Here is a 23,711-nt window from a genome sequence, read left to right as displayed (position 1 = left end):
TTTTTTTGATTACGGACGATGGAATTCGACGTGATCGCCCTCGCGGTCAAACCAGCCTCTGAAGGCCCAGTTGATCCAGCCGCCATCACCTTTATTGGTGAAGCTTCCGTCTTCAAACACCCAAATGCCGTACGTGATGCCGTCATAAACGGCGGAACCGTAGAACTGAACACCGTTAAAATGATCTTCATATTCCTGGCTTAAATTAAACACCATGACGTTATATTTTTGTCCGGAAGCGTAGAATGAAGATTCCATTAAGTTTTTGACGAAGCCGTCACGGTTTTGCGCCGACTTAATCGCGTCAGCAATCGAATTGCCGATGCCGAGCAGGTCAACGTCAATGTTTAATCCGACATCTTTTGCTGAGGCATCTGATGATTGCTGTGCCATGTTTTGAGGGACCGGGGTTTCTTTTGCGGATACAAAGGACAGAGGAGTCAGAGACAAAGCGGCGCCAAGGGCAACGGACATCGGGATACGCATACGTTTCATATGATTTCCTCCTTCAATTGTGTGGTGGCTACAGTAGCGATTTACCCGGACAGTTACCCGGTTAACCGGAATTTTTGAAAAATAGGAAAATAATAACGGAAGTGGTGCTTGGGCACTAAAGATGGTTTTTGTGATGACGATGAGCGTATAATTGGTTTCTTACGGCGGAAATGTGAGATAATAATAACCGTTTACATAATGACTAGAAAGGATGGTTCAACGTGGCAAAAAGCTTAAAAGATACTGTAAAGCTTCATAATGGCGTTGAAATGCCGTGGTTCGGCCTTGGCGTCTTCAAGGTGGAAAACGGAAGCGTAGCGGCGGACTCCGTCGAAGCGGCAATCAGAAACGGCTACCGCAGCATTGATACGGCGGCTATTTACAAAAATGAAGAGGGTGTCGGCGAAGGCATCAGAGCTGCGGGCGTTGCCAGAGAAGAGCTGTTCATCACGTCAAAAGTGTGGAATGAAGATCAAGGATACGAAACGACACTTGACGCGTTTGAGAAAAGCCTTGAGCGCCTCGGCCTCGATTACCTCGACCTTTACCTGATTCACTGGCCGGGCAAGGATAAATATAAAGACACATGGCGCGCTCTTGAAAAGCTGTACAAAGACGGCAAAATCCGCGCCATCGGCGTCAGCAACTTCCAAGTGCATCATTTAGAAGAACTGCTGAAAGATGCTGAAATCAAGCCGATGGTCAACCAGATTGAATTCCACCCGCGCCTGACTCAAAAAGAAGTAAGAGATTTCTGCAAAGCGCAGGGCATTCAAGTGGAAGCATGGTCTCCATTGATGCAGGGACAGCTCCTCGATAACGAAGTGCTGTCACAAATTGCGGAAAAACATAACAAATCGGTTGCTCAAGTGATTTTGCGCTGGGATCTTCAGAACGAAGTCGTTACCATTCCGAAATCGATTAAAGAGCACCGCATCATAGAAAATGCCGATATTTTTGATTTCGAACTGTCACAGGAAGAAATGGAAAAGATCAGCGCATTGAACAAAGACGAGCGTGTCGGCCCGAATCCGGACGAGCTTCTGTTCTAAGAAAAAAACAGCCCTTTACGGGGCTGTTTTTCTTTACATAAATGTCTGTGTCTGACGTTTTACGCTGAACCTGTATGCGGCTATTAATAACAGGGCGGCGGCGAAGGCTCCCAAAATGATGATGTTCAGCATCAGGCTTTGGAACGTGCGGCCTTGCTGCAATTGATCCACCGTATCGAGCACCCAGCGCTGAGGCAGAAATTCGGCGATTGTCTGCACCGTTTTCGGCATAATATTGCCCGGAAAGAAGCAGCCGGCCAGCAAGCATGTCGGCACGACGATCAAATTCAAAAGCGCCGATGCCGAAGCGCTGCTATTGGAAAAACCGACGGCAATAAAGGCGACCCCGATCGCGCTTAATGCAAACAGCATCATCAGGACGAACAGCTGCCACAGCGGGAATGACGGATGAATATGAAAAGCGGCGCCCATAAAGAGAACGGCGAATAGAATTTGGACGGCCATGATAATGATATTCACCGCCGCGTTCGCCAATACATACTGCTTTGATGTGATCGGCGTTGACAGAAGCCTGTAGTATGTCCTGTTTTCTCTCTCTTTAATCATTAGTTCCGTCAGGTTGCCGGCGGAATAGAGCATAATGATAATGAGATACCCGATGACTGAGTAAGTCATTTCTTTATGGTTCGATGTATCTTGTAAAACAGCGGACTCCGTTTGAATGGGAGAATGCTTGAAATCGGCGTACATCGCCTGAAAGGCCTTTGCGTCTCCGCCGGAGGATTTGCCGATTGAGGCGATGCTGTTCATATAATTGTACAAATAAGAGCTGACATATCCGGTGACCTGGGCGCCTTTCAGCGAGGTCATGCCGATGTGAGACGGTTTCCCGTCTTTTACGCTTTGGGAGAAGCCTTTTTCAAACGTAATGAGCGCCTCCATTTTTCCTGAAGCGATTTTTGATGTGGCGGACGCAGCTGTTTCCTCCGAAATCTTCACATGATCCAGTCCTTTTAAAAACGCGGCCGTATCCTGCGCCACTTCTCCGCCGTCTTGATCGAGAATGCCGATATTGAGCGTTTCGGCTCCGCCGTTGGCATTGGTCATGAAGGAGAGGAAGACGCCGATCAGCGGAGCCCCGATATAAAGAATGAGCTGTTTTTTGCTTTTTGTAATCCCTTTGAGAGTGTGCGCAAACAGCCACCAGAAGTTTTTCATATTACAGTCCCTCCCGTCTTTGAAACGTAAATGCGGCGATCAGCAAAAAGAGTGCCGCCAATGCTGTATTTAAACCGAGTGCAGGCCATGCCGCTGATACATCATTTGCGTAAATGATGCTGTTAATCGCCTTATTGATCCAGGATAAGGGCGACAGGGCGGAAATTCCTCCGCCTTCATATTTGTAATAGGCGCCGCCGATAATGGACATCACCTGAACGATGATGACGGTGATTAATCTGGCGCTTTCGGGTTTTCTGGTCAAATAGCTCAGGCTGAGTCCGAAGCTGACGGCCAAAAGAATTTCAGAAACGAGAATCAAAAGCACAAGTCCCATGTGGCTGCCCCAATTCGCTTTTAAGATAAATTTGCTGAAGGCGACAACGGCAAGAATCGTCAGAACATTCACAGCCAAAATGCCGAGCATCTTTCCGAGAAAGATATCGCTTTTCCGGAGCGGGGCGGCGATCAGGCGATCCGCGGTGTGCCGTATTCTTTCCCCGCGGAATAAGGTGCTTGCAAAAATCGAGGCGTACAGCCCGATCATCGTCGTCATGGATATCGCGTAAAAATCTTTCGCTTTCGGTTCTTTCGCTTTGTGTAAAGACGTCTGCTTCATATAATCGCTTTTGATTTGTCCGGCGGAAGGTGCCTTATGCGCCTTGTAAGCGGCGGCGCCTGCTTTGTATTGATTGGTAAAAGCGGTCAGCATGCCTTGGACGATCGTGCCGTTTATGCCGCTCCGGTCATTTGTATAGACTTGAAAACCGGTGTTTTTTACAGTGACGAAAGCATCCGCCTGATTTTCTCGAACCTCGTTTTTGCCTTTTGCCTCCGTGTCCGCTTTTTGAAAATAGACATGCTCTTTTTTTGCGGCTTTCATAAACTTAGTAAAATCATGAGAAAGAGGGCCGTTTGACTGGTCCGTATATACCACCTTGATGTTTCCGACCGTCACCTCTGAATCAAAGGCGTTTGATAATGCCGCAGTGAAAATCAGCATGAAGACGATCGGAAAAGCAAGCATGAAAATAAAAGTCCGTCTGTCGCGGAAACTGATTTTGATTTCTTTCCCGGCGATGTGCAGAATATTCATTTGCAATCCTCCTTTCAGTGAGGTCAGTCGCGCAGGCTTCTGCCTGTCAGCGTGAGAAATACCGTTTCTAAGTCAGGGGCCTGTTCCTGCAAGGAGCGGATTTCAATTCCTTTGTCCATGAAGTACCGGATCAGGCGGTTTAAATTGTTGACCCCTGTGTCAGAGCTGATTTTCACGCTGTTTTCTTCCAGTGTGGCGGCTCTGACGCCGGGCAGCTCCTGAATGTCGCCGAGGCTGATGCCGTTTCCGGATGACAGCTCAATCACGACGTCCTTCGTGTCGGTAATGATGGAGGTCAGCTGTTCTTTTGTGCCTTCTGCGATGACCTTTCCGTGGTCGATGATGGCGATGCGCGTGCATATTTCTTCCACTTCCTCCATGTAGTGGCTCGTGTAGATGATCGTGCAGCCCATTTCATTCAGCTTTTTCACTGATTGCAGAATATAATTTCTTGATTGCGGGTCAATGCCGACTGTCGGTTCATCCATGATGATCAGTTTCGGCCGGTGGGCAAGGGCGCAGGCGATATTGAGCCGGCGTTTCATTCCGCCGGAAAAATGCTTCGGCAAATATTTGTGTTTATCGCTCAAGCCGACGAATGTCAGGGCTTCCTCGACCCGTTCTTTCAGAGCGGCCCCTCTCAGGCCGTACAGCCCGGCGAAGAACTTCACATTTTCATAGGCGTTTAATTCTTCGTAAATCGCGAGGTCCTGAGGGACGATGCCGATATTCATTTTTGTTGCTTTGCTATATTTGAAAATATCTTTTCCGAGAAACAGAATGTCTCCGCCTGAAGGTTTTAAAAGGCCTGAGATCATATTGATCGTCGTGCTTTTTCCGGCTCCGTTTGCGCCGAGAAACCCGAAAATCTCACCTTCTTTTACGGCAAGCGACATCTGGTCAACGGCGGCATAATCACCGAATTTCTTACTCAGCTGTTTGAGCTCCAAAATGTTCATGTTTCCACCTCTATGTCTTATGATGCTCTTATTATAAAAAAAAGAATGAACGGCCGTTAGTGCAGCTGTTCATTCCTTTGACATGAGAATCTTCATATTTTTCACATGAAAACATTCACTTATTCAACCGGAAGCAATGTCGTGACGGAAAAACCGGCCGTGCCGTCAAAAATAACGGTTCCGTGCAAAACGGCCGCCCGTTCTTCCATACCGAGCATGCCGAGGCCTTTTTTAAAGCGGACGGCGCCGTTTCCGTTATCTTTCACTTCCGCTTTCACGGCTTTGTTCAGCACATGGATATCAATGAAGATCTGTGTGGCATCGGCGTATTTCATTGCATTGGTCAAGGCTTCGGTTACGTTTTCCTGAATGACTCTCCAATGCATTTGCGTCAGTCTGTCCAAATCGCCTTGATGCGTAAACGGAACCGGCATCCCGTTTTTGGCCGAAAATTTATCAATAAACGTTCTTAATCTGTGAATGCCCATTTGTTCAGCGGGCGGTTTCATATTTTTAAGCGTAATGCGGATATCCTCTATGCCTTCTTTGGAAATGGTAATGGCGTTTTGGAGCAGTTCAGCCGCTTTGTCCGGATGGGAGCCGAGCATCCGCTTCGCCGCTTCCATCTGAATGAGCGCGCCTGTCATGGAATGGCCGATTTTGTCATGGATGGCTTGGGACAACCTGTTTCTTTCTTCGAGTTTGCCGGTATACTCCGATTGTTTGATATATTCTGTGCTGCTGTGCAGCTGTTTCGTCAGTTTTTCAATGCTTGAGCGCATATTGTCTGACTGCTCTTCATATTTTTTCAGCCGGTCGCTGGACCGGGCGGCCAAAACGAATATCGCCAAGCAGAACAAGGTCATGACGATATAAGTCGGAAGGTCGCCGTACGAGATAAATAAAAACGGCAAAAACACGAGCAGGCAGAACACATAGCGGTGAACCGGATATTCGGCAAGAACGGCAAAAATGGCGGGCGGCAAAAGAAATAGAAACGCCGGATGGCCTAAGGCGGAAAGCCAAGCGGTCAATACCAGCGTCATGAGGATGATCCCGCGCCTCCAAGCGGGCGGCCTGATCATGCAGACCGCAATGCCCAAAGACAGATAAAGCAGCAGAAACAAGACGGCGTACGGCGTGTAAGGGCGGTCTGCCGATACGAACAAAAAAGCCGTATAAAAAATGGCGATCAGTCTGCTCATCAGCATCCAAAAATCCATACCGTTCAACGCCCGTTATCCACCTTCCCGGTGATATAATAAATCGCGATCTGCGTTCTGTGCTCAAGCCCTGTTTTCCCTAAAATAGATGAAATATAATTGGCCGTCGTCCCTTCAGAAATGAAAAGCTGTTTTGAAATTTCCCTGTTCGACAGTCCTTTCGCAATAAGCGACATGATACTGAGCTCTCTTTCAGTAAACTGGCTTTCATCAATCTGATGCGCTGCTTCCGCCGGCCGGAAAAGGCTGTCTTTTATTTTATCCAGCACGGTGTCCTGAAGAATGCTGTGCCCGTTGAAAACGCTTTTGATCGCATCGCGTATCCGTTCCGGTTCGGTATTTTTTAATAAATATCCTTTCGCGCCGTTTTTAATCGCTTCTAAAATATACTCATCGTCGTCAAATGTCGTCAGGATCATCGGCTTCGTATCCGTTTCCTCCGCGATCCGTTTTGCGGCTTCGACACCGTTCATCAACGGCATGCGGACGTCCAGCAAGGCGATATCGACGGGATTGTGTTTACAATACTCTGCCGCCTCGAGTCCGTTTTCCAACGTTGCCGATACAGTAAATTCCTCATATGTATGCAAAATGATTTTCATTCCTTCTCTGATGAAAGAATTATCATCCGCGATAATGACATTAATCTTCATGGCCGCACCCTTTGTGTGTTTTTTGTTTCATTATATACCATCCGATTTTAAATCAAAAAGCCTTCCGGCGAAAGGTGCGCGGAAGGCGGATCGGTCAAGCGGGTTTTTTCAATTGAATGAAAAACAGCATCAGGAAAGAAATGATCACAATACAGATCACCCACACCCAGGCGAGTGTTTCATTGCCGGAGTCCATCGCGACGTAAATCGCTGTCGGCAGCGTTTGGGTGACGCCGGGAATATTTCCCGCAAACATTAAAGTCGCCCCGAATTCACCTAGCGCCCTTGCAATACTGAGAATGCTTCCGGTCAAGAGGGAGGGAAAGGCAAGCGGGACGGAAATACGGGTGAACACCTGCCATCTGCCGGCTCCGTCTACTTTCGCCGCTCCCTCGATGTCAGCATCAACCGCGGCGAAGCCCGTTTTAGCGGACTGATACATAAGCGGGAAGGCAACAATGGCCGAAGCGATCACCGCGGCCGACCACGTGAAAATGACGGGCTGGTGAAAAATCCGCTCAATCGCCCGGCCGATAAAGCTGTGTTTCCCGAAAATAATAATGAGAATGAAGCCGACAACGGTAGGCGGAAGAACGAGCGGGAGCATAAACAGGGTCTCCACAGCCGTTTTTCCGGGAAATCGCGCTTTCGCCATCCAGGCGCCGGCAAGCGTCCCGAGAATGATGACGGCGATGCCTGATGCCAAAGCCACCTCAAAAGACAATACGACTGGGGTGAAAAATTCCGAAGCCGTAATGTTACTTGGCAGTAAATCCATATTTCTTAAACACTTTCATTGCTTCATCTGACTGCAGATACTGATAAAACGCTTCTGCTTCTTTACGGTGCTTTGTATCCTTGACGATGCCGAGCGGATAAACGATCTGATCGTGCGTTTTCGCCGGCGCTTCATCGGTGATTTTCACCTTTTTCGAAATCAGCGCGTCTGTTTTATAGACAAGCCCGGCATCGACATTTCCGGTTTCAACATAAGAAAGCACCTGGCGAACGTCTTTTGCATAGACGACTTTATCTTTTACCTTGTCCCACAGGGATAATGCCGTCAATGACTGTTTGGCGTATTGTCCGGCCGGAACGGATTCAGGCGTGCCGAGCGCGATTTTTTCCGCGCTGTCTTTTTTCAGGTCATTCAGATGTGTCAGGTGTGCGCTGTTTTTCTCAGGTACGATCATGACGAGATCATTTTTCAAAAGATCCGTGCTGTCCTTTTTGTCGATATCTCCGTCATGAACGAGCTTTTCGAATTTATCTTCGGCTGCCGAGAAGAATAAATCAGCTCCCGCGCCTTGTGAAATTTGTTTTTGCAATGTGCCTGATGATCCGAAGTTGTCTTGAATGGTTACGTTTGAATGTGATTTTTCGTAGTTGGTCTGGATTTCTTCAAGTGCATCCTGAGCGCTGGCTGCCGCAGAAACGGTCAGCGTGACTTTTTCGTTTTGTCCGCCTTTGGACGATTGTCCGGATGAGCAGCCCGCAGTTGCCAGGAAAACGGCCATAGCCGCAGTTGTGAGTAGTGTCGCTTTCTTTTTCAACATTGTGCACCCCTTATAGCTAAATATCATTAGATCAAACTAATTATAACGCAATTGTACGTGATGGTGCGGTTTTTTTTCAATATCTGAACAGTTATAATAAAAACGGAGCGTGATAATATGACAGAAGCCACTTCCTATACAATAGAAGAAGTTGCGGGCCTTTTGAAGGTCTCCAAACTGACAGTATATGATTTGATAAAAAAAGGACTCATTCCGGCGTACAGGGTCGGAAGACAGATGAGGGTCGATGAAGAGGACTTAAAACAATATAAAGCAAACATGAGAATGTCAAAAAAGCCATCCGCAGCAGAAGCGCCTGACCCGTCCCGCGGGCGGGAGCCGGAAAAAAGGCAGTCCGTTATCATCAGCGGGCAGGATGTGTCGATGGACCTCCTCAGCAAACAGCTGGAACAAACAATACAGGCGGCTCCGCTCCGCAAGTATAGCGGCAGTTTGAACAGCCTGATCGAGATGTACCGCGGAGCTTGTGACATCGTCAGTCTGCATTTGTACGATGGGGAGACGGGGCAGTATAACATCCCGTATGTCAAGCGCATTCTTTCAGGGGAGCCGTTTGCGCTTTTTCATGTCGTGCTGCGGCAAGCCGGATTATATGTGAAAAAGGGCAATCCGCTGAACATTCAGGGCTTTCAGGACATGAGCCGAAAAGATGTCCGCATCGTCAATCGCGAAAAAGGATCAGGCGCGAGGGTGCTGCTGGATGAACAGCTCAGATCTTTCGGCATTACGCCGAATGATGTCGCCGGCTATCATGACATTGTCACGGATCATCTGTCAGCGGCTTCACAAGTATCAAGCGGAAAGGCGGATATCGGAGTCGGGTCGCAGCATGCGGCGCATATGGCAGGAACGGATTTTATCCCGGTGATCAGTGAGCAGTACGATGTGGTCGTCTTAAAACAAAACCGGGAACTTGTTCAAAGCGTGCAGGACATTCTTAATTCTGAGGAATTCAAGTCTCAGCTTTCTCAATTATCCGGATATGATACGAAAATGACCGGACGGCTCATATATGAAACATGAAAAATCCCTCCAAATAACGGAGGGATTTTTTTATTGCTTATAAAACCGCAGCAGGTCGCCGTTTAATATTTTATCGGAAAGCATCAGCTCTTGTTCCGCTTTTTCTTTCTCATCGCTGCACCCGCTCATGTCAGAAAGCGGTTCACCCGTTTTACGGCTGTAACACGTATTTTTCGTATAAATATGATCATCCGTGATAAAGCTGCCGTTTCTCAGCACCGCAAACGGCGTCCGCTCTCCGGAAAACAGATCATTGCCGAACTGAATGCTGCCTTTCGTTTCAATGCCGAGCAGGTGAAGCAGCGTCGGTCTTACATCAACCTGTCCCGCGGCCGAAGCAATCGTTTCCGGCGCACGGTCGGTCACCCCGGGAATATGAATGATAAACGGCACGCGCTGAAGCTGAACCGTATCAAACGGAGTGATTTCCTCTTTCCCTAAGAATTCGGCAAGTCCTTGATTATGGGCTTCGGATATACCGTAATGATCTCCCATCAGGACGATCATCGCGTTGTCATACAGTCCTTCTTTTTTCAGCTTCTTGAAAAAGTGTTTCAGGGCCTCATCTTCATAGCGGACCGTCGTCACATAGCGGTTTAATAACTCGCTGCTTGTGTCCGGTTCCTCAATGAGCTGATCCTGTTTATCAATTTCAAAAGGAAAATGGTTGGTCAAAGTCAGCAGGCTCGCGTAAAACGGCTGCGGAAGCTTCTTTAATTTTTCCGCTGACTGTTCGAGAAACTCCTTGTCCTTCAGGCCCCAGCCTGTTGAATTTTCCTGTGTCACCTTAAATTCATCCGCGTCGAAAAAACGGTCGATTCCGAATGCCCCGTACATCTCATCCCGGTTCCAAAAGGCCTTATGATTGGCATGCAGAACGGCTGAATAGTATTGACGGTCTTTTAACATATGGTACATCGTATTGAACCGGTGGCCGCTTTTTGTGAAAAAAACGGCGCCGCTTGAAGACGGATACAGCGAATTCGCAGTAATGAATTCTGAATCTGAGGTTTTTCCCTGTTCAGTCTGCTGATAAAAATGAGTGAAGTCATAACTTTTTTTCCGCAGTTTATTTAAAAACGGGGTAATCTCCCGCCCGTTGACCCGCTCATCCATTACAAAACGCTGTGTTGATTCGAGCGTAACAAAAATCACATTGCGCCCCTTTGCGAGCCCGAACTTTGATTCGGACGGCCTGCTGTAGTCGGCTTGAGTGTAATTTGCGACCGCCGCAAGGCTGTCTTCGTCGGCAAACGCTTTAGCCCCTGCATTCAGCGTCTGCGAAATGGTGTCATACAAATGAAAGTGGAACAGGCCGATTCCTTTTACGAGCGCTTCACGATCAAAAGGGTGCTTGAACAGCTTCGGCTGCTCAGCCTCAGACAGCGCAAGGTTGCACAGCATGAGGCCGGCTGATGCCCACGCATATGCTTTAACGGTACGGGCGCCCGCTTTTCCTTTACCAGCTTTATGCCTTTTACCAAGATAAAACAAAACCGCAATATCCAAAAATAAAGCGATATAAAGCGGGTGAAACAGCTCTTGGACGCTGCTTCCCATATCGCCCATATTGCTCGCCTGAAACAAAACCGGTATGGTGATAAAATCAATATAAAACCCGTAAAACACCGTATTCGCGATTAAAATCCCCGTCAGCATCACATTCGCCGAAAGCAGAAAGATCCGCTGTTTTTTTTCCGTCAGCAGCAGGGCGATGCCGAACAGCGGCACAATGAAGCTCAGCGGATTAATGAGAAGCAGACATTCCTCAAGAACCGAATTGTTCTGCAGATCAAAACCGAGCTTATAAACGGCATAGGTTTTCATCCACATGAACAGGATGGACAGGCATAAAAACCGATGATTGCTGAAAAAGGTTTTCTTCATATGTATGACTCCTCACCCTAAAAGCGAAAGATGCTTTTTGTTTAAGAGATGCGGCCGTGAACCAGTTCGTATAAATAATAGCAGGATACAATCGTTAAGCCGGCCAGCACAAGCTGCTCCGAAAAGCTCCCCGTTCTCATATAAAGGGGAAGACGGAAGCGGATGGCGGACGGAAACAGCAGTTTAATGCCGTTGACGGTCCATGCGTCAAGCACAAGATGACTCACCATTCCGATCATCAGTCCGGCGGAAATGCTCGGATTCGGAATATAAGTTGCCGTAATGAAAAACATAATAAGCATAAACAGCAGGCTGTGTGTAAACGTTCTGTGGCCGAACACCGTGCTTACGATTTTGGACAGAACGGGCAGCGTTCTGCCGATTTTGCTTTTCGTATGGCATATGTCGGGAATCAGCGCCCCGAGGGCACCCGCTGAGGTCATAAGGACCGGATCATACCCGTAATAATACGCAATTGCGGAACAAGAAGCGATGCCTCCCATGATGTGTGTTTTTCCTGTCATTTTTCGCTTCTCCTTTTTATTTTTGCCAAAATCCCCTGAATTACAAATATATCAAGAGAATGCATGTTTGATCAACAAACTTTACCTGTTCCGCCAAAAGGAAGGAGACGCGGATTCCGCATATTCTGCCGCGGAAAAAGACACATTATAGGTGTACCTATATTTGATAAAGAGGTGATACAGATGGCTTTCTTTAACAAAGAAAAAGGAAAAAACAGCGATAAAAACAAAAACGTCATTCAAGGCGCGCTTGAAGACGCCGGTGCAGCTCTAAAAGACGATCCGCTTCAAGAAGCTGTTCAAAAGAAAAAAAACAACCGCTGACCATATAAGACGGGTAGGGCGAACGCTCTATCCGTTTTCATCTAATTTTTCCCTTTGACAGATCTTTTTATCTCTGATAACCTCTGAGTAGAATTGAATGATAAAAATCCTCACTCTTTCTCGGTGAGGTAGAGGTTGCGCTTGATGATGAGTCGCACATGCCAGGCTGATAGGGGCCGCAAAACATGTGTTAAAGGCATCAGCGCCGAAGTGTAAAGAAAGCCGATCCTTCTTTATGCTGGGACTGTATCTGAATAAGTGCAGGACTGCCGCGTGCTTTTTCGCGGAGGGCTATCCGGAGATCAAGGGTGTGTGTGTTTCTTTAAGCATGGACTTTTGTTCAGGCTTTTTTTGCGTGTAAATATGATCTCGGGGTCTGGTCCGTACGAATGAACAACCAGGAGGTACAGGAATGGAACAGACGAAAAAATGGGGTTTTTGGTTATTAACGGCGTTTGTCGTAGGAAATATGGTAGGCTCGGGCATCTTTTCGCTTCCGAGTTCGCTCGCAAAAATCGCGAGCCCGTTCGGCGCCACATCGGCATGGCTTTTAACGGGAGCCGGTGTGTTAATGATCGCGCTGGTCTTCGGCCACTTATCCATCCGCAAGCCTGAGCTGACGGCGGGGCCGCAAAGCTATGCGCGTGCGCTGTTCAGCGATCGGAAAAAAGGGAATGCAGCGGGCTTCACGATGGTGTGGGGCTACTGGGTGGCGAGCTGGATCAGCAACGTGGCGATCATCACGAGCCTTGCCGGATATTTAACATCATTTTTCCCGATTTTAACGGATAAGCGTGAAATGTTTTCGATCGGCGGTCAGGCGGTTACGCTTGGCCAGCTGCTGACGTTTGCCGTATGTACGGTTTTATTATGGGGCACTCACACGATTCTCGTCACCAGCATTAACGGTGCGAGTAAATTAAATTTTGTCACGACGTTTTCAAAAGTATTAGGATTTATCTTCTTTATCATTGCAGGTTTATTTGTGTTTCAAACGTCGTTTTTCGATCATTTTTATTTTCCGGTTCAAACAGGTCCTCACACAGTTGAGGGAATCGGCGGACAGATCCACAATGCGGCGATTTCAACATTATGGGCGTTCGTCGGAATTGAATCGGCAGTCATCTTATCCGGGCGCGCCCGTTCGCAGCGCGACGTGAAACGCGCCACCATTACCGGATTATTGATCGCGCTCAGCATCTATATCATCGTGACATTGATTACGATGGGCGTGCTTCCGCATGGTAAGCTTGTCGGCTCGGAAAAACCGTTTGTTGACGTATTGTACGCGATCGTCGGCAATGCGGGAAGCGTCATCATGGCGATTCTGGCGATTTTGTGTCTGTTCGGAACGATGCTCGGCTGGATTCTTCTCGGCTCTGAAGTTCCGTATCAAGCGGCGAAATCAGGAGACTTTCCCGCTGCTTTTGCAAAAACGAATAAACAGGGCAGCCCGGTTGTGTCGTTAATCGTAACGAACGTGATGTCACAGATCTTTATCTTTTCAGTTATTTCCCGGACGATCAGTGACGCGTTTACGTTTTTAACGACGGCGGCGACGCTCGCTTATCTGATTCCGTATCTCGTGTCAGCGTTTTACAGCCTGAAGCTCATTTTTACGGGTGAAACGTATGACGAGATAAAGGGTTCAAGAGTAAGAGACGGTATCATCGCCATCCTTGCCTGCATTTATTCTTTTTATGTCATTATTACCGGAACGGCCGATTTAACGACCTTTATTCTCGGTATCGGGCTGTTTTTCGTCGGTTTGCTGTTATATCCTTTCGTCTCAAAGAAATTTGCAAACAACAGACAATCGGTATGACAAAAAGACATCTCACGTCTGTGAGATGTCTTTTTTATTTGCGGCAGCGGGTTACGTTTTGACGGCGTGTATATAATGAATGGTCTCGAATGCGGTTAAATGGTCAGTGCGTCCGCTGAAAAAACGGTCAAGTGTAAAGCGTAATAAAAAGCCGCTGTGACAGCGGCTTCGGGGTTACTTCGTTAAGCTTTTTGTGATGTAGTCGAGCTGGCCTTCAAGTGAGATCGGGTCTGAGAAATAGAAGCCGATCGGATCAATGCGGTAGACATGGTTTTGTTTGACGGCATCGAGGTTCTTCCAGATTGAGCTGTCAAGCACGCCTTTGTCGTCACCGCCGGCCTGCCATGGCCCCATAAAGATGTAGTCTCCCGCGAAGTCAGGCAGTTTCTCGAGTGAAATGCTGGCGTAGCCCGGCCCTTGATTAATGGCTTTTTCCTGCGTCAGTTTTGTGGCCTTCAGCCCGAGTTTGTCATAAATGATGCTTCCGCCGCGGCCGAAGTCTTTACCGAATACATAGATGTCTTTTCCGTTTGTCTGCATGATGGAGATGGTTTTTGAGCCGACCGCTTTTTGAACCTTTGTTTTAGCGGCAGCGGTTTTCTTATCCCATTCAGCCAGCCATTTGTCTGCTTTATCTTCAGTGCCTGTCATTTTCGCAAACTCTTTGAATTGATCAATGTTGCTGAGCTTGTCATATTTAATGGCGATGGTCGGCGCGATTTTTTCCAGTTTTTCAATATCGGCGCCTTGTGTCGTCCAGACAACGATTAAATCCGGCTTTAAGTCAATGATTTTTTCAACGGACGTGCCGTCGCCGATGTTTGTCACACCTTTTGTTTTCCCTTTGTAATAAGGGTTTTTAAATACGTTTTGCGGCGCGCCGACAACATTGATGCCGAGCTGTTTAAAGTCGCCGTAGTAGCCGTCAGCCATGACGACGACCCGTTTCGGGTGCTTCGGAATTTTAATATTGCCGTTTTCGGCTTTATACGTGATGGTTTCTTCTTTTTCAGAAGAACCTTTCGTGTCTGAAGAATTGCCGCATGCGGCCAAAGCGGCGATGAGCAGCATGGCAATCAGCGCTGCGCCGATTTTCTTGTATGTATGGAACATCTGACATTCCTTCTTTCATGAAAATTAGTGATAAAGAGAATCATTATCAGTGTGATTATATCACTGCTTTCATAGAGAAGCACGCTCTTTTTTAAGAAAAACTTTCTTTTTTTATATGAAATTAGGTCTATTAAAAGAGAAGATAAAAGTGCTATACTGAAACAAGTCATTGATAATCATTATCATTACCATTCTTGTTTTGAGAAAGGAAGAACGAGTGTTGGGTCTATTGAAAAAGAAACAGACAATGACGGCTCTAGGGGCATCAGGGAGTGAAATCCAGTGGACGGCGCGTTCATTCAGAGCGGCTGTGCTGCTGTGTGCCGGGATTGCGGTTTTATTGATCGGCGCGGCTCTGTCTGTTTCCATCGGAGCTGCCGATATTCATCTGCGGACGGTGTGGGATGCTCTCTTTCACTTTCAGCCGCAAAATACATCTCATCAAATCATACGCGATCTGAGGCTGCCGAGAACCGCCGCCGCCGCGCTCGTCGGGGCTTTTTTAGCTGTGTCCGGGGCGATTATGCAGGGGCTGACGCGGAACCCGCTTGCTGAGCCTTCCATTATGGGCGTGACGTCGGGGTCAGGATTTGCGATCGCATTGGCGTTTGCTTTTTTTCCGGGGCTCTCTGCCGCTGGGCTTGTTTTGTGGTCCTTTGCGGGAGCGGGAATCGGAGCGCTTATTGTGTTTGGCATCGGCCTGTTTTCAAAAGGCGGTCTGACACCGGTGAAGCTCGCGCTGGCCGGTACGGCAGTCGGCTATTTCTTAACGGGGCTTTCAAGCGCGATTGCGATCCGTTTTGATGTCGCCCAGGATGTGAAGTTCTGGTATGCCGGAGGAGTTGCTTCCGTGAAATGGGAAGGCGTGCAGCTGCTGTTGGCGGTCGGGGTTATCGGACTTTTGCTGGCATTTCTGATTGCGCGCTCAGTGACGGTGCTGAGCTTGGGTGAGGAGCTGGCCAAAGGGCTCGGGCAGTACACATCGCTTGTGAAAGTAATCGGAATGTTTGTCGTTGTCCTCTTGACGGGGGCTTCAGTCTCAGTCGCCGGAGCCATTTCTTTTATCGGCTTGGTGATTCCGCATATCACCCGATTTTTAGTCGGGGTAGATTACAGGTGGATCATTCCCTGTTCGGCGGTATTCGGCGCCGTTCTGTTAGTCTTCAGTGATATTGCCGCAAGACTCGTCAATGCGCCGTTTGAAACACCGGTCGGCGCTTTAACCGCCCTTATCGGCGTTCCCTTTTTCTTTTATTTGGCGCGCAGGGAAAGGAGAGGGCTGTAATGAATGTAAAATCGAAAAAACCGCTGGCGGTCATGGCCGTTACGTTTTTGCTCATATGCATCGTCTTTTTTATCAGCTTAAACATGGGCGTGATCCGGATTGCGCCTCTTGATACGCTACGTGTCTTTTTCGGACAGGGGGATGCCCGGGATCAGCTCGTTTTATTTGAATTCAGACTGCCGCGCATGGTGCTGTCATTGCTGGTCGGCGCCGGAATCGCAGTTTCAGGCGCGATTTTTCAAAGCGTGTCTCAAAATGACTTGGCGGAGCCGGGCATTCTCGGTATTAACGCCGGGGCGTCTTTGGCGGTCGTTCTGTTTATCTTCTTTTTCCAAGGATCAGCTGTTGATTTAAGCATGGCCGGTACATGGCTGCTTCCGGTGAGCGCTTTGGCGGGGGCTTTTCTGGCTGCGCTGCTCATCTATGTGCTGGCTTGGAAAAAAGGCGTTTCACCTGTCCGGCTCGTTTTGGTCGGGATCGGCGTCAATGCGGGGTTTAATGCGCTGCTCTTGATTTTTCAGCTGAAAATGGACCCGCGGGATTTCATGCAGGCGCTTGTATGGATTTCCGGTTCGATTTGGAACGCCAATTGGAAAATGGTGCTGTCCATTTTGCCGTGGCTGCTGGTTCTTTTACCGTTCAGCCTCTATAAAGCCAGGTATTTAAATGTGCTCCAGCTCGGTGATCAGCTGGCGGCGGGGCTTGGCACCCGGGTTGAAAAGGAGCGGCGCGTTCTGCTGATGTGCGCGGTTGCCCTGACCGCGTCATGTGTTGCGGCAGCCGGCGGAATCGCTTTTCTCGGACTCATTGCGCCGCATTTGGCCAGAAGGCTTACCGGACCGCGCCACCAGACGCTTATCCCGGTTTCAGCTTTAATCGGAGCATTTTTATTTCTGCTTGCCGATACGCTGGCGAGAAATGTGCTTGCACCGTCCGAAGTTCCCGTCGGCCTGGTGATTTCCGTGCTCGGAGCGCCGTATTTTGTATATTTGCTGATGAAAACGAAATAGAGGAAGGAGACTGCCGCGATGAACTCATTATCGGCGGAACAGCTTACTGTCGGTTATGGCGACCGTTTGATAGCGAAAGAATTGGATATCGCCATCCCGAAAGGAAAAATTACAACGCTGATCGGTCCGAACGGCTGCGGAAAATCGACGGTTCTCAAAACGATGTCAAGAATCATGAAACCGAAATCCGGCGCCGTCTATTTAAACGGACAGGCGATCATGCAAAAATCCACGAAAGACATCGCCAAGGAAATGGCAATTCTTCCGCAGACGCCTGAAGCGCCGAGCGGGCTGACGGTGTACGAACTTGTTTCTTACGGCAGGTTTCCGCATCAGTCCGGAATGGGCCGTTTGAGTGATAAAGACCGTGACATGATCAAATGGGCGCTGGAAGAGACGGGGATGGCCGAATTTTACGACCGGCCGATCGAAGCGCTTTCCGGTGGGCAGCGGCAGCGTGTGTGGATCGCCATGGCGCTCGCTCAAGAAACGGAGCTGCTGCTTCTTGATGAGCCGACCACTTATTTAGATCTCGCCCATCAGCTTGAAATTTTGCAGCTGCTGGACAAATTAAACAAGGAGCAGGGCCGTACCATTTTAATGGTCATTCATGATCTGAACCATGCCGCCCGTTTTTCCCATTACATGATCGCCCTGAAAAAAGGACGCGTCATCAAGGAAGGAACGGCGGAGGAAGTCATGACTCCCGGCATATTGAAAGACGTTTTCCAAATTGACGCACAGATTGTAAAAGATCCGCGCACGAACAAACCGGTCTGCTTAACCTACGATTTAATCCGGCATGAAAACGCAACGGTATGATGAAAAAAAACGCAGAGCCATTCCGGCCTGCGTTTTTTTATTGCGCCCGGGGCTGCTTTTGTCCGGAGACGCATTTATCCAAAACGAAAAAAACCCCCGCCACAATCAGCTCCTCCGTCGTTGACAGCCAAATCTTTTCAATCAGTTTATCCGTCGTATACGCGGTCATCCAGAGGAACAGCAGCTGAACGGTGCTGGCTAAAAGGAGAAAAGGCAGCCTGCCCGTCCCAAAAAAGGTAAAGCTATGTATCATCAGCCGCTCAAGCGGTTCAAAACATAAACCGAGAAGAATAAAAAGCACGGAAAAAAGCAGGACGTACGCTATCGATCCGTAGCTCGTCCCGGCTAATGAAAATACGGCCATCATCACGATAAAATACCCGAATAATACGGCAGCGGCTGCCAGGGCATACCGGAGCACATGAAGAAAAAACATTTTCGTCCCGTTTTGATTGATCATCTGTTCAGCTCCTTTTCACACAGAGGAGACTTGCAGAGACGGAACTCTGCAAGCCGGTGTGTATCTTCAGCATTTCTTTTTGACGACAGGGTGTTTCTCTTTCGAAAGAATATCCGTAAAGTCTTTGCCCAGATCCAGATGCTGCTGGACGAATTTCTCAGGAAGCATGGCAAGCCATTGGTTCAGGGACACATCGGCATAGTGGTCATCCTTGAAGATTTCCAGGAAGACGAGCGGCTCATCTCCCAAATTCTCCACATAGTGGCCCATTGCGAACGGAACGTAACCGACATCCCCGGCCTGATAGTTAAATGTTCTTGCATGGCCGTCCGATGCAAAAACCGTCATCCGCCCTTTACCGGAAATATAATACTGCCATTCATGCGTGTTCGGATGCCAGTGCAGCTCTCTCATTGCGCCCGGTTCGACCACGACAAGCGCTGAAGCGATCGTTTTGGACACTTTGAAGTTTGTGGAATCCGCGATATATACTTTGCCGCCATCCGTCTCAGCAGTCGGGCCTTCATCCAGCAGGCGGTAAGTGAACGGATAAGGCACTTCACCGTTCGGGCCTTCCACAATGTCATCTTTCAGCTTCCCGGGAACCGGCTCTTCAAAGATATATTTTTCTTTCCCGGGCAGGCCGGCGAGGTCTTTTTCTGAAACCCCGAAGTTGCTGGCGATGACATCAAGCGGTGTGTGGGCAAGCCAGTCAGTCACTTGGAATGTGCTGTTTTCTGAGAAAGAACCGTCATCAAAAACCAAGAGGAATTCACAGCCTTCTTTCAGCGCCTGAATGGAGTGCGGCAGGCCTGACGGGAAGTACCACAGATCTCCTTCCTTCACGTCATCGATAAAACTGCGTCCCTGTTCATCAACAATCGTGACCCGCGCTTTGCCCGTCAGCATATATGCCCATTCCGCTTCTTTATGCCAGTGCAGCTCACGGATGGCGCCCGGTTTTAAACGCATGTTGACAGATGCCAGATTTTCAGAGATCGGCAGCTCGCGAACGGTCACCTCACGCGCGTATCCGCCCTTTTCCAGCCGGTTGTGCACATCTGAGAAAGAGAATTTCATATTATTCACTGTGCCGTGATCCGTTTCCGGCGGCGTCAGCATATCCGGATTTTGGCGGTCTCTTTCAAGGTTGCGCGGAATCGTGACGGTCGCCCCTTTGTCTCCTCTGATCGGCTGCGGGATATTGCAGTTATTTTCTTTTGACATGTAAATCGTCTCCTCTCAAGCTTTGTTTTTTCAGAAAGAGAATGTGAAAGGCCTTTCGTTTTCCCTTCTGCTTTGTTAAGTGATGCGTTCCGATGAAAAGTCAACTTCGTGTGAAAATTAATTTTTCATTTTCTGATCTTTCAGTTCCGTCATCAGTTCGATCAGGGCGTCAAACTTCTTCTCAAACCGTGTGAGAAGACACATGGCAATCAGAGCCGGAAAGCCGAGATTGCCGATCTGTCTGACCGCTTCTTCTATAAAAACCTGATCCATTATCAGCCACCTCCTGACTTGACCTGCAGTCATGTATATAAGTGAAAGAAAGAGCGGCTCCTGTAAACCTGATATCGCAGTTGAGGGTCTTTTTTTTGTTCCGGCAAAACCGGGACATAAGGAGTGCGGAATCTTAGTCGGAAAGGAGTAGTTTACTTTTTTTTGCTTTCTTTCATTTAATTTAAATAGGGGGCGGTTTTATGGACTATCAAGTTCTTTTACGGTCAAAATGCAAGGAAATTATGAAACATCCGATCGTTAAACATTTTTTAAGTGACCCAAAGCATTACGAGAAATTTAAAAATGTGCTGGAACATTCAGACGAGAAGGATGCAAAATCACTGGACGACCATTTTAAACAGTTTTATAAGGAAATCCGGATCATCAAATATATGAACTCTATGATCCGGATTTTCTCCATCGATTTTGACAAGCGCATCCGTAAAAATCAGAAGCGCTATCCGCTGACGGTGGACCAGCCGGAAGGAGGTGAAGCGCTTCCCTATGAAATGGGAAAAGACGCGTATGAAGAGTTTCTGCGGAAGCAGGGGGATTTGAGCCAGCATGTCCAAAACCGTGATTTATACGAAGCGCTTCAGACGTTAACCGATAAACAAAAAAGCGTGCTGACGAATATTTATCTTCACGGAGCGACGATGAAGGAGATTGCCGAGTCGCTGGGTGAATCACGGCAGAACATTTCCAATATTCATAAAAAAGGGCTCGATAATCTCAGAAAGCAGCTGGACAAGCAAAAAAAGGGGGAAAATAAGCAGTGAACGGGCCATTTGACTTCAACAAAGAGAACACAGATACCGACGAAATGGAACTTTTGATTTCGCGTTTTTCGCCAATGATAAAAAAAAAACTGAGCAATACATCATACCAGGAAAGAGAAGATCTTGAACAAGAATTGAAGATTAAAATAGTTGAAAAAGCGGACATGCTGTTATGCCAGGAAGTGCCGGGTTTTTGGGAATTTATTCTTCATCTTATAAATGAAAGCTCCTGACAAAAGCGGCGGAATGATGGATATTCCGCTCTGACAACATGAGAAAAACGAGAAGAGATGTCCGGTCTCGTTTTTCTTTTCTGTTTCCCCGCAAGACCTCCGCACTAAAAAAGTACCAAATCTTATCCATATAATGATATGATGAAAAAAACAAAGAGAAAGGAACGTCCAAGGTGGAAAATGCGTCAATTTTAATTGTAGACGATGAGAAGGCGATCGTTGATATGGTCAAACGCGTTCTCGTCAAAGAAGGCTATCACAACATTAAGACAGCCGGAAGCGCTGAGGAAGCGATCGAGTTTGTTAAACATGAAACCGCGGATCTGCTCGTGCTGGATGTGATGATGGAAGGCATGTCCGGTTTTGAAGCATGCACCGAAATCCGGAACTATACCGACGCTCCGATCTTTTTTCTGACCGCCCGTTCTTCTGATGCGGATAAGCTGTCAGGATTTGCATTGGGAGCTGACGATTATATAACAAAGCCGTTTAATCCGCTCGAATTGGCGGCGCGGATCAGAGCGACGTTAAAGAGAACCTATAAGCGCGAAGAGAAAACGGCGGTAAAGACGTATTCATACAGTCATTTTTCCTATTCACCGCAAAACGCCGAGCTGATCGTCGGGGGCGAGCCCGTCAGCTGCTCCGCACAGCTTCTGCAATTGCTTCAATATTTCTGTGAACACCCTGATGTGGTGCTCTCAAAAGATCAGATCTATGAAAAAGTATGGGGATATCCGTCTTACGGCGACAACAACACCGTCATGGTGCATATCCGCAAGCTCAGAGAAAAAATTGAAAAAGACCCCAGCAATCCGTCTTATATTGTAACGGTGCGCGGCCTCGGTTATCGGTTTATTCCCGATCAAGGAGAAAAAGGAACCCGCTCATGAGAATGCGCGGGAAATTTCTGCTCCACTTTTTCGGACAGCTGCTGCTTGTCATCCTGCTGATGTCCGTTTTGGCCGTCGCTTCTTTCTTCTATTTGGATTGGCGTTTCAGCGAAGCGGAAGCCAATGCGGGACTGACCAAAGCGACGGCAGACTCGTTTGAAGCGTGGCTTGATAAAAATGAAGACGGCACATGGGATGTCGATGAGTTTTTAAAGATGTCGGTCCGAAAGCAGAAGGGCTGGCTGCAGATCATTAATGATAATGAAAAAACGGACTACGCGTACAGAGTGCCGAAAGACGTCCCGAGCCATTACAGCAGAAAAGATCTCTTATCCATTTACCAGTACCGGAATTTTGACAACTACAAGCTGAATTACTGGACGGTCACGATAAATGATGAGACCTATTTGATTCTGTTCGGCTGGAAATCCGCCAGTGAGCAGCTTCTCACTTACATCGAATCACAGGAGCCATCCCTCGCTTCCCTTTCTCAATATAAAAAGAGCACGGTTGATTATATTAAACGGGAAAAAGGGGCGGTCTACCTTCTCGAAGACAGCGGCAGACTGCTCGGGGATATCAACAGCACGAAAAAAGAACGGAACACCGTCAATGAGCTTGAATTGCTGAAATACAGTTCCAAGCCGTGGAATTACAAACGGGAAATTTCTTTTAAAAGACTCGATAAAACGAAATGGATGGTCGCGTCGGTGCCGAACCCCGTGTACATCCCCGATCACGAGTTTAACAAATCATTTTTGAGAAATGTGATGAAAACCCTCTTCCTCTTGATCGGAATCTTAGTATTTATGATCTGCATCCTGACCATCTGGTACTCTTTCCGTTTCGGCTGGCCGCTGTTTCATACCATCAAATGGCTCGTCAATTTATCAAAGGGCCGGCTTGAAGAGCCGAAGAACCGCAAAGGACAGCCGGTCAGCAAAAACAAAAAAGGCAAAACAAAGCAGCCGTTCCGCTTTTTCGCCGAGATTTTCGAATCGATGGATCAGCTGACCGACACGCTGAAGCGGGATAAGAAAAACAGAGAAAAAATCCAGGCGACAAGGGAAGAATGGATCGCCGGGCTGAGCCATGACTTAAAAACCCCGCTGAGCACGATTTACGGCTACAGCATGATGCTTGAATCGAAGCAATACGACTGGACCCCGGAAGAAGTCAAAGAAATGGGGCAGATCGTCCGGGAAAAATCAGAATATATGTCCAAGCTGATTGAGGACTTAAACTTAACATACCGTCTCAAAAACGCGGCCCTCCCGATCGAACGGCGGCTGATCAACGTCGTGCCGTTTATCAGAAACGTCACGAACGATTTCACGAAAAACACGTTCTCGGAAGGATATGACATCGCCTTTGAAACCAAAAAGGAAGACATTCTTTTCGCCATTGATGAAGCGTGGTTCCGCCGTATTCTGGAGAATCTGCTGGCAAACGCGGTTAAGCATAATAAGAAAGGGACCGCCATTCGGGTCGTGCTTGAGGAATCAGCCGAACAGCTCATTCTGAAGGTGAAAGATAACGGAAGAGGAATGGACGACGAAACGATTCACCAGCTGTTTAACCGTTATTACCGGGGAACGAATACGAAAGGCCCGTCAGAAGGAACGGGACTCGGGCTCGCCATTGCCAAGGAGCTGGTTCACCTTCATAACGGAACCATCCATGTCAACAGCAGAATCAGCGCCGGAACGGTGATTACGATTCTTTTTAAAAAAGATTGAGTTTGGACGCCGCTTTGTCGGGAATAACAATAGAAGACTGACAAGCAAAAGAGGTGTTCA

At 48.0% G+C, this 23,711-nt stretch carries 25 protein-coding genes and 1 riboswitch; of the genes, 11 read left to right on the top strand and 14 right to left on the bottom strand.

Annotation, left to right across the window (positions count from 1 at the left end; genetic code table 11):
* Nucleotides 1-9: 9 nt before the first annotated feature.
* Nucleotides 10-495, bottom strand: coding sequence for a stress protein (locus NSQ37_RS01295; protein ID WP_341123086.1), 486 nt, complete (start codon nucleotides 493-495; stop codon nucleotides 10-12).
* Between the two features lie 221 nt (nucleotides 496-716).
* Here NSQ37_RS01295 and NSQ37_RS01290 point away from each other — a divergent pair, with 221 nt between their 5' ends.
* A complete protein-coding gene (locus NSQ37_RS01290; RefSeq protein ID WP_007410023.1) occupies nucleotides 717-1,547 on the top strand; it encodes an aldo/keto reductase in 831 nt (276 codons plus the stop codon).
* Nucleotides 1,548-1,580: 33 nt separating this feature from the next.
* On the opposite strand, the gene NSQ37_RS01285 is transcribed toward NSQ37_RS01290, so the two are convergent.
* The 7 genes from NSQ37_RS01285 to modA all read right to left on the bottom strand — a co-directional run bounded on the left by NSQ37_RS01285 (nucleotide 1,581) and on the right by modA (nucleotide 8,213).
* A complete protein-coding gene (locus NSQ37_RS01285) occupies nucleotides 1,581-2,726 on the bottom strand; it encodes an ABC transporter permease (RefSeq protein ID WP_012118435.1) in 1,146 nt (381 codons plus the stop codon).
* A 1-nt stretch (nucleotide 2,727) separates the two neighbouring features.
* Nucleotides 2,728-3,822, bottom strand: a complete 1,095-nt coding sequence (locus NSQ37_RS01280; protein WP_253612776.1) for an ABC transporter permease — start codon at nucleotides 3,820-3,822, stop codon at nucleotides 2,728-2,730.
* Between the two features lie 23 nt (nucleotides 3,823-3,845).
* Nucleotides 3,846-4,781 carry an ABC transporter ATP-binding protein gene (locus tag NSQ37_RS01275; protein WP_020956334.1) on the bottom strand — a complete coding sequence of 312 codons (936 nt, stop codon included), beginning with the start codon at nucleotides 4,779-4,781 and terminating at the stop codon, nucleotides 3,846-3,848.
* 119 nt (nucleotides 4,782-4,900) lie between these two features.
* Nucleotides 4,901-6,013 (bottom strand): sensor histidine kinase, encoded by a 1,113-nt coding sequence (locus NSQ37_RS01270; RefSeq protein ID WP_218791365.1) that lies wholly within the window; start codon nucleotides 6,011-6,013, stop codon nucleotides 4,901-4,903.
* Nucleotides 6,010-6,657, bottom strand: coding sequence for a response regulator transcription factor (locus NSQ37_RS01265; RefSeq protein WP_119001918.1), 648 nt, complete (start codon nucleotides 6,655-6,657; stop codon nucleotides 6,010-6,012). Before NSQ37_RS01265 ends, NSQ37_RS01270 begins: the two co-directional genes overlap by 4 nt.
* Nucleotides 6,658-6,751: 94 nt before the next feature.
* The gene (gene modB / locus NSQ37_RS01260; RefSeq protein WP_014305804.1) at nucleotides 6,752-7,435 is read right to left on the bottom strand and encodes a molybdate ABC transporter permease subunit; all 684 of its coding nucleotides are present in this window, start codon (nucleotides 7,433-7,435) and stop codon (nucleotides 6,752-6,754) included.
* On the bottom strand, nucleotides 7,416-8,213 hold the full coding sequence (gene modA, locus NSQ37_RS01255; protein ID WP_032869691.1) for a molybdate ABC transporter substrate-binding protein: 798 nt from the start codon (nucleotides 8,211-8,213) through the stop codon (nucleotides 7,416-7,418). The genes modB and modA overlap by 20 nt, the downstream gene beginning before the upstream one ends.
* Before the next feature lie 117 nt (nucleotides 8,214-8,330).
* On the opposite strand from modA, the gene NSQ37_RS01250 reads away from it, so the two are divergent.
* Entirely contained in the window at nucleotides 8,331-9,257 is a 927-nt protein-coding gene (locus NSQ37_RS01250; RefSeq protein WP_119001917.1) for a substrate-binding domain-containing protein, read from the top strand.
* Nucleotides 9,258-9,287: 30 nt separating this feature from the next.
* On the opposite strand, the gene NSQ37_RS01245 is transcribed toward NSQ37_RS01250, so the two are convergent.
* Both NSQ37_RS01245 and NSQ37_RS01240 read right to left on the bottom strand, forming a co-directional pair.
* The gene (locus tag NSQ37_RS01245) at nucleotides 9,288-11,144 is read right to left on the bottom strand and encodes an LTA synthase family protein (protein ID WP_119001916.1); all 1,857 of its coding nucleotides are present in this window, start codon (nucleotides 11,142-11,144) and stop codon (nucleotides 9,288-9,290) included.
* 41 nt (nucleotides 11,145-11,185) lie between these two features.
* Nucleotides 11,186-11,668 (bottom strand): metal-dependent hydrolase, encoded by a 483-nt coding sequence (locus NSQ37_RS01240; RefSeq protein ID WP_341123083.1) that lies wholly within the window; start codon nucleotides 11,666-11,668, stop codon nucleotides 11,186-11,188.
* Nucleotides 11,669-11,851: 183 nt separating this feature from the next.
* Between NSQ37_RS01240 and sspJ the strand changes: the two genes are divergently transcribed.
* Nucleotides 11,852-11,992: a small acid-soluble spore protein SspJ gene (gene sspJ / locus NSQ37_RS01235; protein ID WP_007410034.1), complete on the top strand. Its 141-nt coding sequence runs from the start codon at nucleotides 11,852-11,854 to the stop codon at nucleotides 11,990-11,992.
* A 121-nt stretch (nucleotides 11,993-12,113) separates the two neighbouring features.
* Nucleotides 12,114-12,294, top strand: a riboswitch (Lysine riboswitch).
* Nucleotides 12,295-12,404: 110 nt separating this feature from the next.
* The gene (locus tag NSQ37_RS01230; RefSeq protein WP_043020704.1) at nucleotides 12,405-13,817 is read left to right on the top strand and encodes an amino acid permease; all 1,413 of its coding nucleotides are present in this window, start codon (nucleotides 12,405-12,407) and stop codon (nucleotides 13,815-13,817) included.
* A 174-nt stretch (nucleotides 13,818-13,991) separates the two neighbouring features.
* On the opposite strand, the gene NSQ37_RS01225 is transcribed toward NSQ37_RS01230, so the two are convergent.
* Nucleotides 13,992-14,930, bottom strand: a complete 939-nt coding sequence (locus NSQ37_RS01225; RefSeq protein WP_012118425.1) for an iron-hydroxamate ABC transporter substrate-binding protein — start codon at nucleotides 14,928-14,930, stop codon at nucleotides 13,992-13,994.
* A 247-nt stretch (nucleotides 14,931-15,177) separates the two neighbouring features.
* Between NSQ37_RS01225 and NSQ37_RS01220 the strand changes: the two genes are divergently transcribed.
* Genes NSQ37_RS01220 through NSQ37_RS01210 form a run of 3 tightly spaced genes read left to right on the top strand, consistent with a single transcriptional unit; the run spans nucleotide 15,178 to nucleotide 18,047 of the window.
* The gene (locus NSQ37_RS01220) at nucleotides 15,178-16,215 is read left to right on the top strand and encodes a FecCD family ABC transporter permease (RefSeq protein ID WP_031378357.1); all 1,038 of its coding nucleotides are present in this window, start codon (nucleotides 15,178-15,180) and stop codon (nucleotides 16,213-16,215) included.
* On the top strand, nucleotides 16,215-17,225 hold the full coding sequence (locus NSQ37_RS01215) for a FecCD family ABC transporter permease (protein ID WP_020956329.1): 1,011 nt from the start codon (nucleotides 16,215-16,217) through the stop codon (nucleotides 17,223-17,225). Before NSQ37_RS01220 ends, NSQ37_RS01215 begins: the two co-directional genes overlap by 1 nt.
* A gap of 18 nt (nucleotides 17,226-17,243) precedes the next feature.
* Nucleotides 17,244-18,047 (top strand): ABC transporter ATP-binding protein, encoded by an 804-nt coding sequence (locus tag NSQ37_RS01210; RefSeq protein ID WP_012118422.1) that lies wholly within the window; start codon nucleotides 17,244-17,246, stop codon nucleotides 18,045-18,047.
* A 37-nt stretch (nucleotides 18,048-18,084) separates the two neighbouring features.
* On the opposite strand, the gene NSQ37_RS01205 is transcribed toward NSQ37_RS01210, so the two are convergent.
* From NSQ37_RS01205 to NSQ37_RS01195, 3 genes are all read right to left on the bottom strand, one after another.
* A complete protein-coding gene (locus NSQ37_RS01205; RefSeq protein WP_218791363.1) occupies nucleotides 18,085-18,507 on the bottom strand; it encodes a regulatory YrvL family protein in 423 nt (140 codons plus the stop codon).
* A gap of 66 nt (nucleotides 18,508-18,573) precedes the next feature.
* A complete protein-coding gene (locus NSQ37_RS01200; RefSeq protein ID WP_069007335.1) occupies nucleotides 18,574-19,734 on the bottom strand; it encodes an oxalate decarboxylase family bicupin in 1,161 nt (386 codons plus the stop codon).
* Nucleotides 19,735-19,851: 117 nt separating this feature from the next.
* Nucleotides 19,852-20,007 carry a YvrJ family protein gene (locus NSQ37_RS01195; protein ID WP_341123082.1) on the bottom strand — a complete coding sequence of 52 codons (156 nt, stop codon included), beginning with the start codon at nucleotides 20,005-20,007 and terminating at the stop codon, nucleotides 19,852-19,854.
* 242 nt (nucleotides 20,008-20,249) lie between these two features.
* On the opposite strand from NSQ37_RS01195, the gene NSQ37_RS01190 reads away from it, so the two are divergent.
* The 4 genes from NSQ37_RS01190 (at nucleotide 20,250) to NSQ37_RS01175 (ending at nucleotide 23,651) form a co-directional block, all read left to right on the top strand.
* A complete protein-coding gene (locus NSQ37_RS01190; RefSeq protein ID WP_087920805.1) occupies nucleotides 20,250-20,786 on the top strand; it encodes a sigma-70 family RNA polymerase sigma factor in 537 nt (178 codons plus the stop codon).
* Nucleotides 20,783-21,019: a sigma-O factor regulator RsoA gene (gene rsoA / locus NSQ37_RS01185; RefSeq protein WP_003151778.1), complete on the top strand. Its 237-nt coding sequence runs from the start codon at nucleotides 20,783-20,785 to the stop codon at nucleotides 21,017-21,019. Before NSQ37_RS01190 ends, rsoA begins: the two co-directional genes overlap by 4 nt.
* A gap of 173 nt (nucleotides 21,020-21,192) precedes the next feature.
* Nucleotides 21,193-21,912 (top strand): response regulator transcription factor, encoded by a 720-nt coding sequence (locus tag NSQ37_RS01180; protein WP_003151779.1) that lies wholly within the window; start codon nucleotides 21,193-21,195, stop codon nucleotides 21,910-21,912.
* On the top strand, nucleotides 21,909-23,651 hold the full coding sequence (locus tag NSQ37_RS01175) for a HAMP domain-containing sensor histidine kinase (RefSeq protein WP_015240563.1): 1,743 nt from the start codon (nucleotides 21,909-21,911) through the stop codon (nucleotides 23,649-23,651). The genes NSQ37_RS01180 and NSQ37_RS01175 overlap by 4 nt, the downstream gene beginning before the upstream one ends.
* The last annotated feature ends 60 nt before the right edge of the window (nucleotides 23,652-23,711 follow it).

This window comes from Bacillus sp. FSL P4-0334, from assembly GCF_038004825.1.
In the GTDB taxonomy this organism is placed as follows: Bacteria; Bacillota; Bacilli; order Bacillales; family Bacillaceae; genus Bacillus; species Bacillus velezensis.
This window is presented reverse-complemented; position numbering and strand designations above follow the sequence as displayed.

Excerpts from the sequence above, each read along its gene's own strand:
- NSQ37_RS01295 (WP_341123086.1), bottom strand. The coding sequence starts at position 495 with ATGAAACGTATGCGTATCCCGATGTCCGTTGCCCTTGGCGCCGCTTTG.
- modB (WP_014305804.1), bottom strand. The coding sequence starts at position 7,435 with ATGGATTTACTGCCAAGTAACATTACGGCTTCGGAATTTTTCACCCCA.
- NSQ37_RS01285 (WP_012118435.1), bottom strand. The coding sequence starts at position 2,726 with ATGAAAAACTTCTGGTGGCTGTTTGCGCACACTCTCAAAGGGATTACA.
- NSQ37_RS01240 (WP_341123083.1), bottom strand. The coding sequence starts at position 11,668 with ATGACAGGAAAAACACACATCATGGGAGGCATCGCTTCTTGTTCCGCA.
- NSQ37_RS01250 (WP_119001917.1), top strand. The coding sequence starts at position 8,331 with ATGACAGAAGCCACTTCCTATACAATAGAAGAAGTTGCGGGCCTTTTG.
- modA (WP_032869691.1), bottom strand. The coding sequence starts at position 8,213 with ATGTTGAAAAAGAAAGCGACACTACTCACAACTGCGGCTATGGCCGTT.
- NSQ37_RS01195 (WP_341123082.1), bottom strand. The coding sequence starts at position 20,007 with ATGGATCAGGTTTTTATAGAAGAAGCGGTCAGACAGATCGGCAATCTC.
- NSQ37_RS01175 (WP_015240563.1), top strand. The coding sequence starts at position 21,909 with ATGAGAATGCGCGGGAAATTTCTGCTCCACTTTTTCGGACAGCTGCTG.
- NSQ37_RS01200 (WP_069007335.1), bottom strand. The coding sequence starts at position 19,734 with ATGTCAAAAGAAAATAACTGCAATATCCCGCAGCCGATCAGAGGAGAC.
- NSQ37_RS01190 (WP_087920805.1), top strand. The coding sequence starts at position 20,250 with ATGAAACATCCGATCGTTAAACATTTTTTAAGTGACCCAAAGCATTAC.
- NSQ37_RS01245 (WP_119001916.1), bottom strand. The coding sequence starts at position 11,144 with ATGAAGAAAACCTTTTTCAGCAATCATCGGTTTTTATGCCTGTCCATC.
- NSQ37_RS01205 (WP_218791363.1), bottom strand. The coding sequence starts at position 18,507 with ATGATCAATCAAAACGGGACGAAAATGTTTTTTCTTCATGTGCTCCGG.
- NSQ37_RS01265 (WP_119001918.1), bottom strand. The coding sequence starts at position 6,657 with ATGAAGATTAATGTCATTATCGCGGATGATAATTCTTTCATCAGAGAA.
- NSQ37_RS01225 (WP_012118425.1), bottom strand. The coding sequence starts at position 14,930 with ATGTTCCATACATACAAGAAAATCGGCGCAGCGCTGATTGCCATGCTG.
- NSQ37_RS01210 (WP_012118422.1), top strand. The coding sequence starts at position 17,244 with ATGAACTCATTATCGGCGGAACAGCTTACTGTCGGTTATGGCGACCGT.
- NSQ37_RS01230 (WP_043020704.1), top strand. The coding sequence starts at position 12,405 with ATGGAACAGACGAAAAAATGGGGTTTTTGGTTATTAACGGCGTTTGTC.
- NSQ37_RS01215 (WP_020956329.1), top strand. The coding sequence starts at position 16,215 with ATGAATGTAAAATCGAAAAAACCGCTGGCGGTCATGGCCGTTACGTTT.
- NSQ37_RS01275 (WP_020956334.1), bottom strand. The coding sequence starts at position 4,781 with ATGAACATTTTGGAGCTCAAACAGCTGAGTAAGAAATTCGGTGATTAT.
- NSQ37_RS01220 (WP_031378357.1), top strand. The coding sequence starts at position 15,178 with ATGACGGCTCTAGGGGCATCAGGGAGTGAAATCCAGTGGACGGCGCGT.
- NSQ37_RS01280 (WP_253612776.1), bottom strand. The coding sequence starts at position 3,822 with ATGAATATTCTGCACATCGCCGGGAAAGAAATCAAAATCAGTTTCCGC.
- sspJ (WP_007410034.1), top strand. The coding sequence starts at position 11,852 with ATGGCTTTCTTTAACAAAGAAAAAGGAAAAAACAGCGATAAAAACAAA.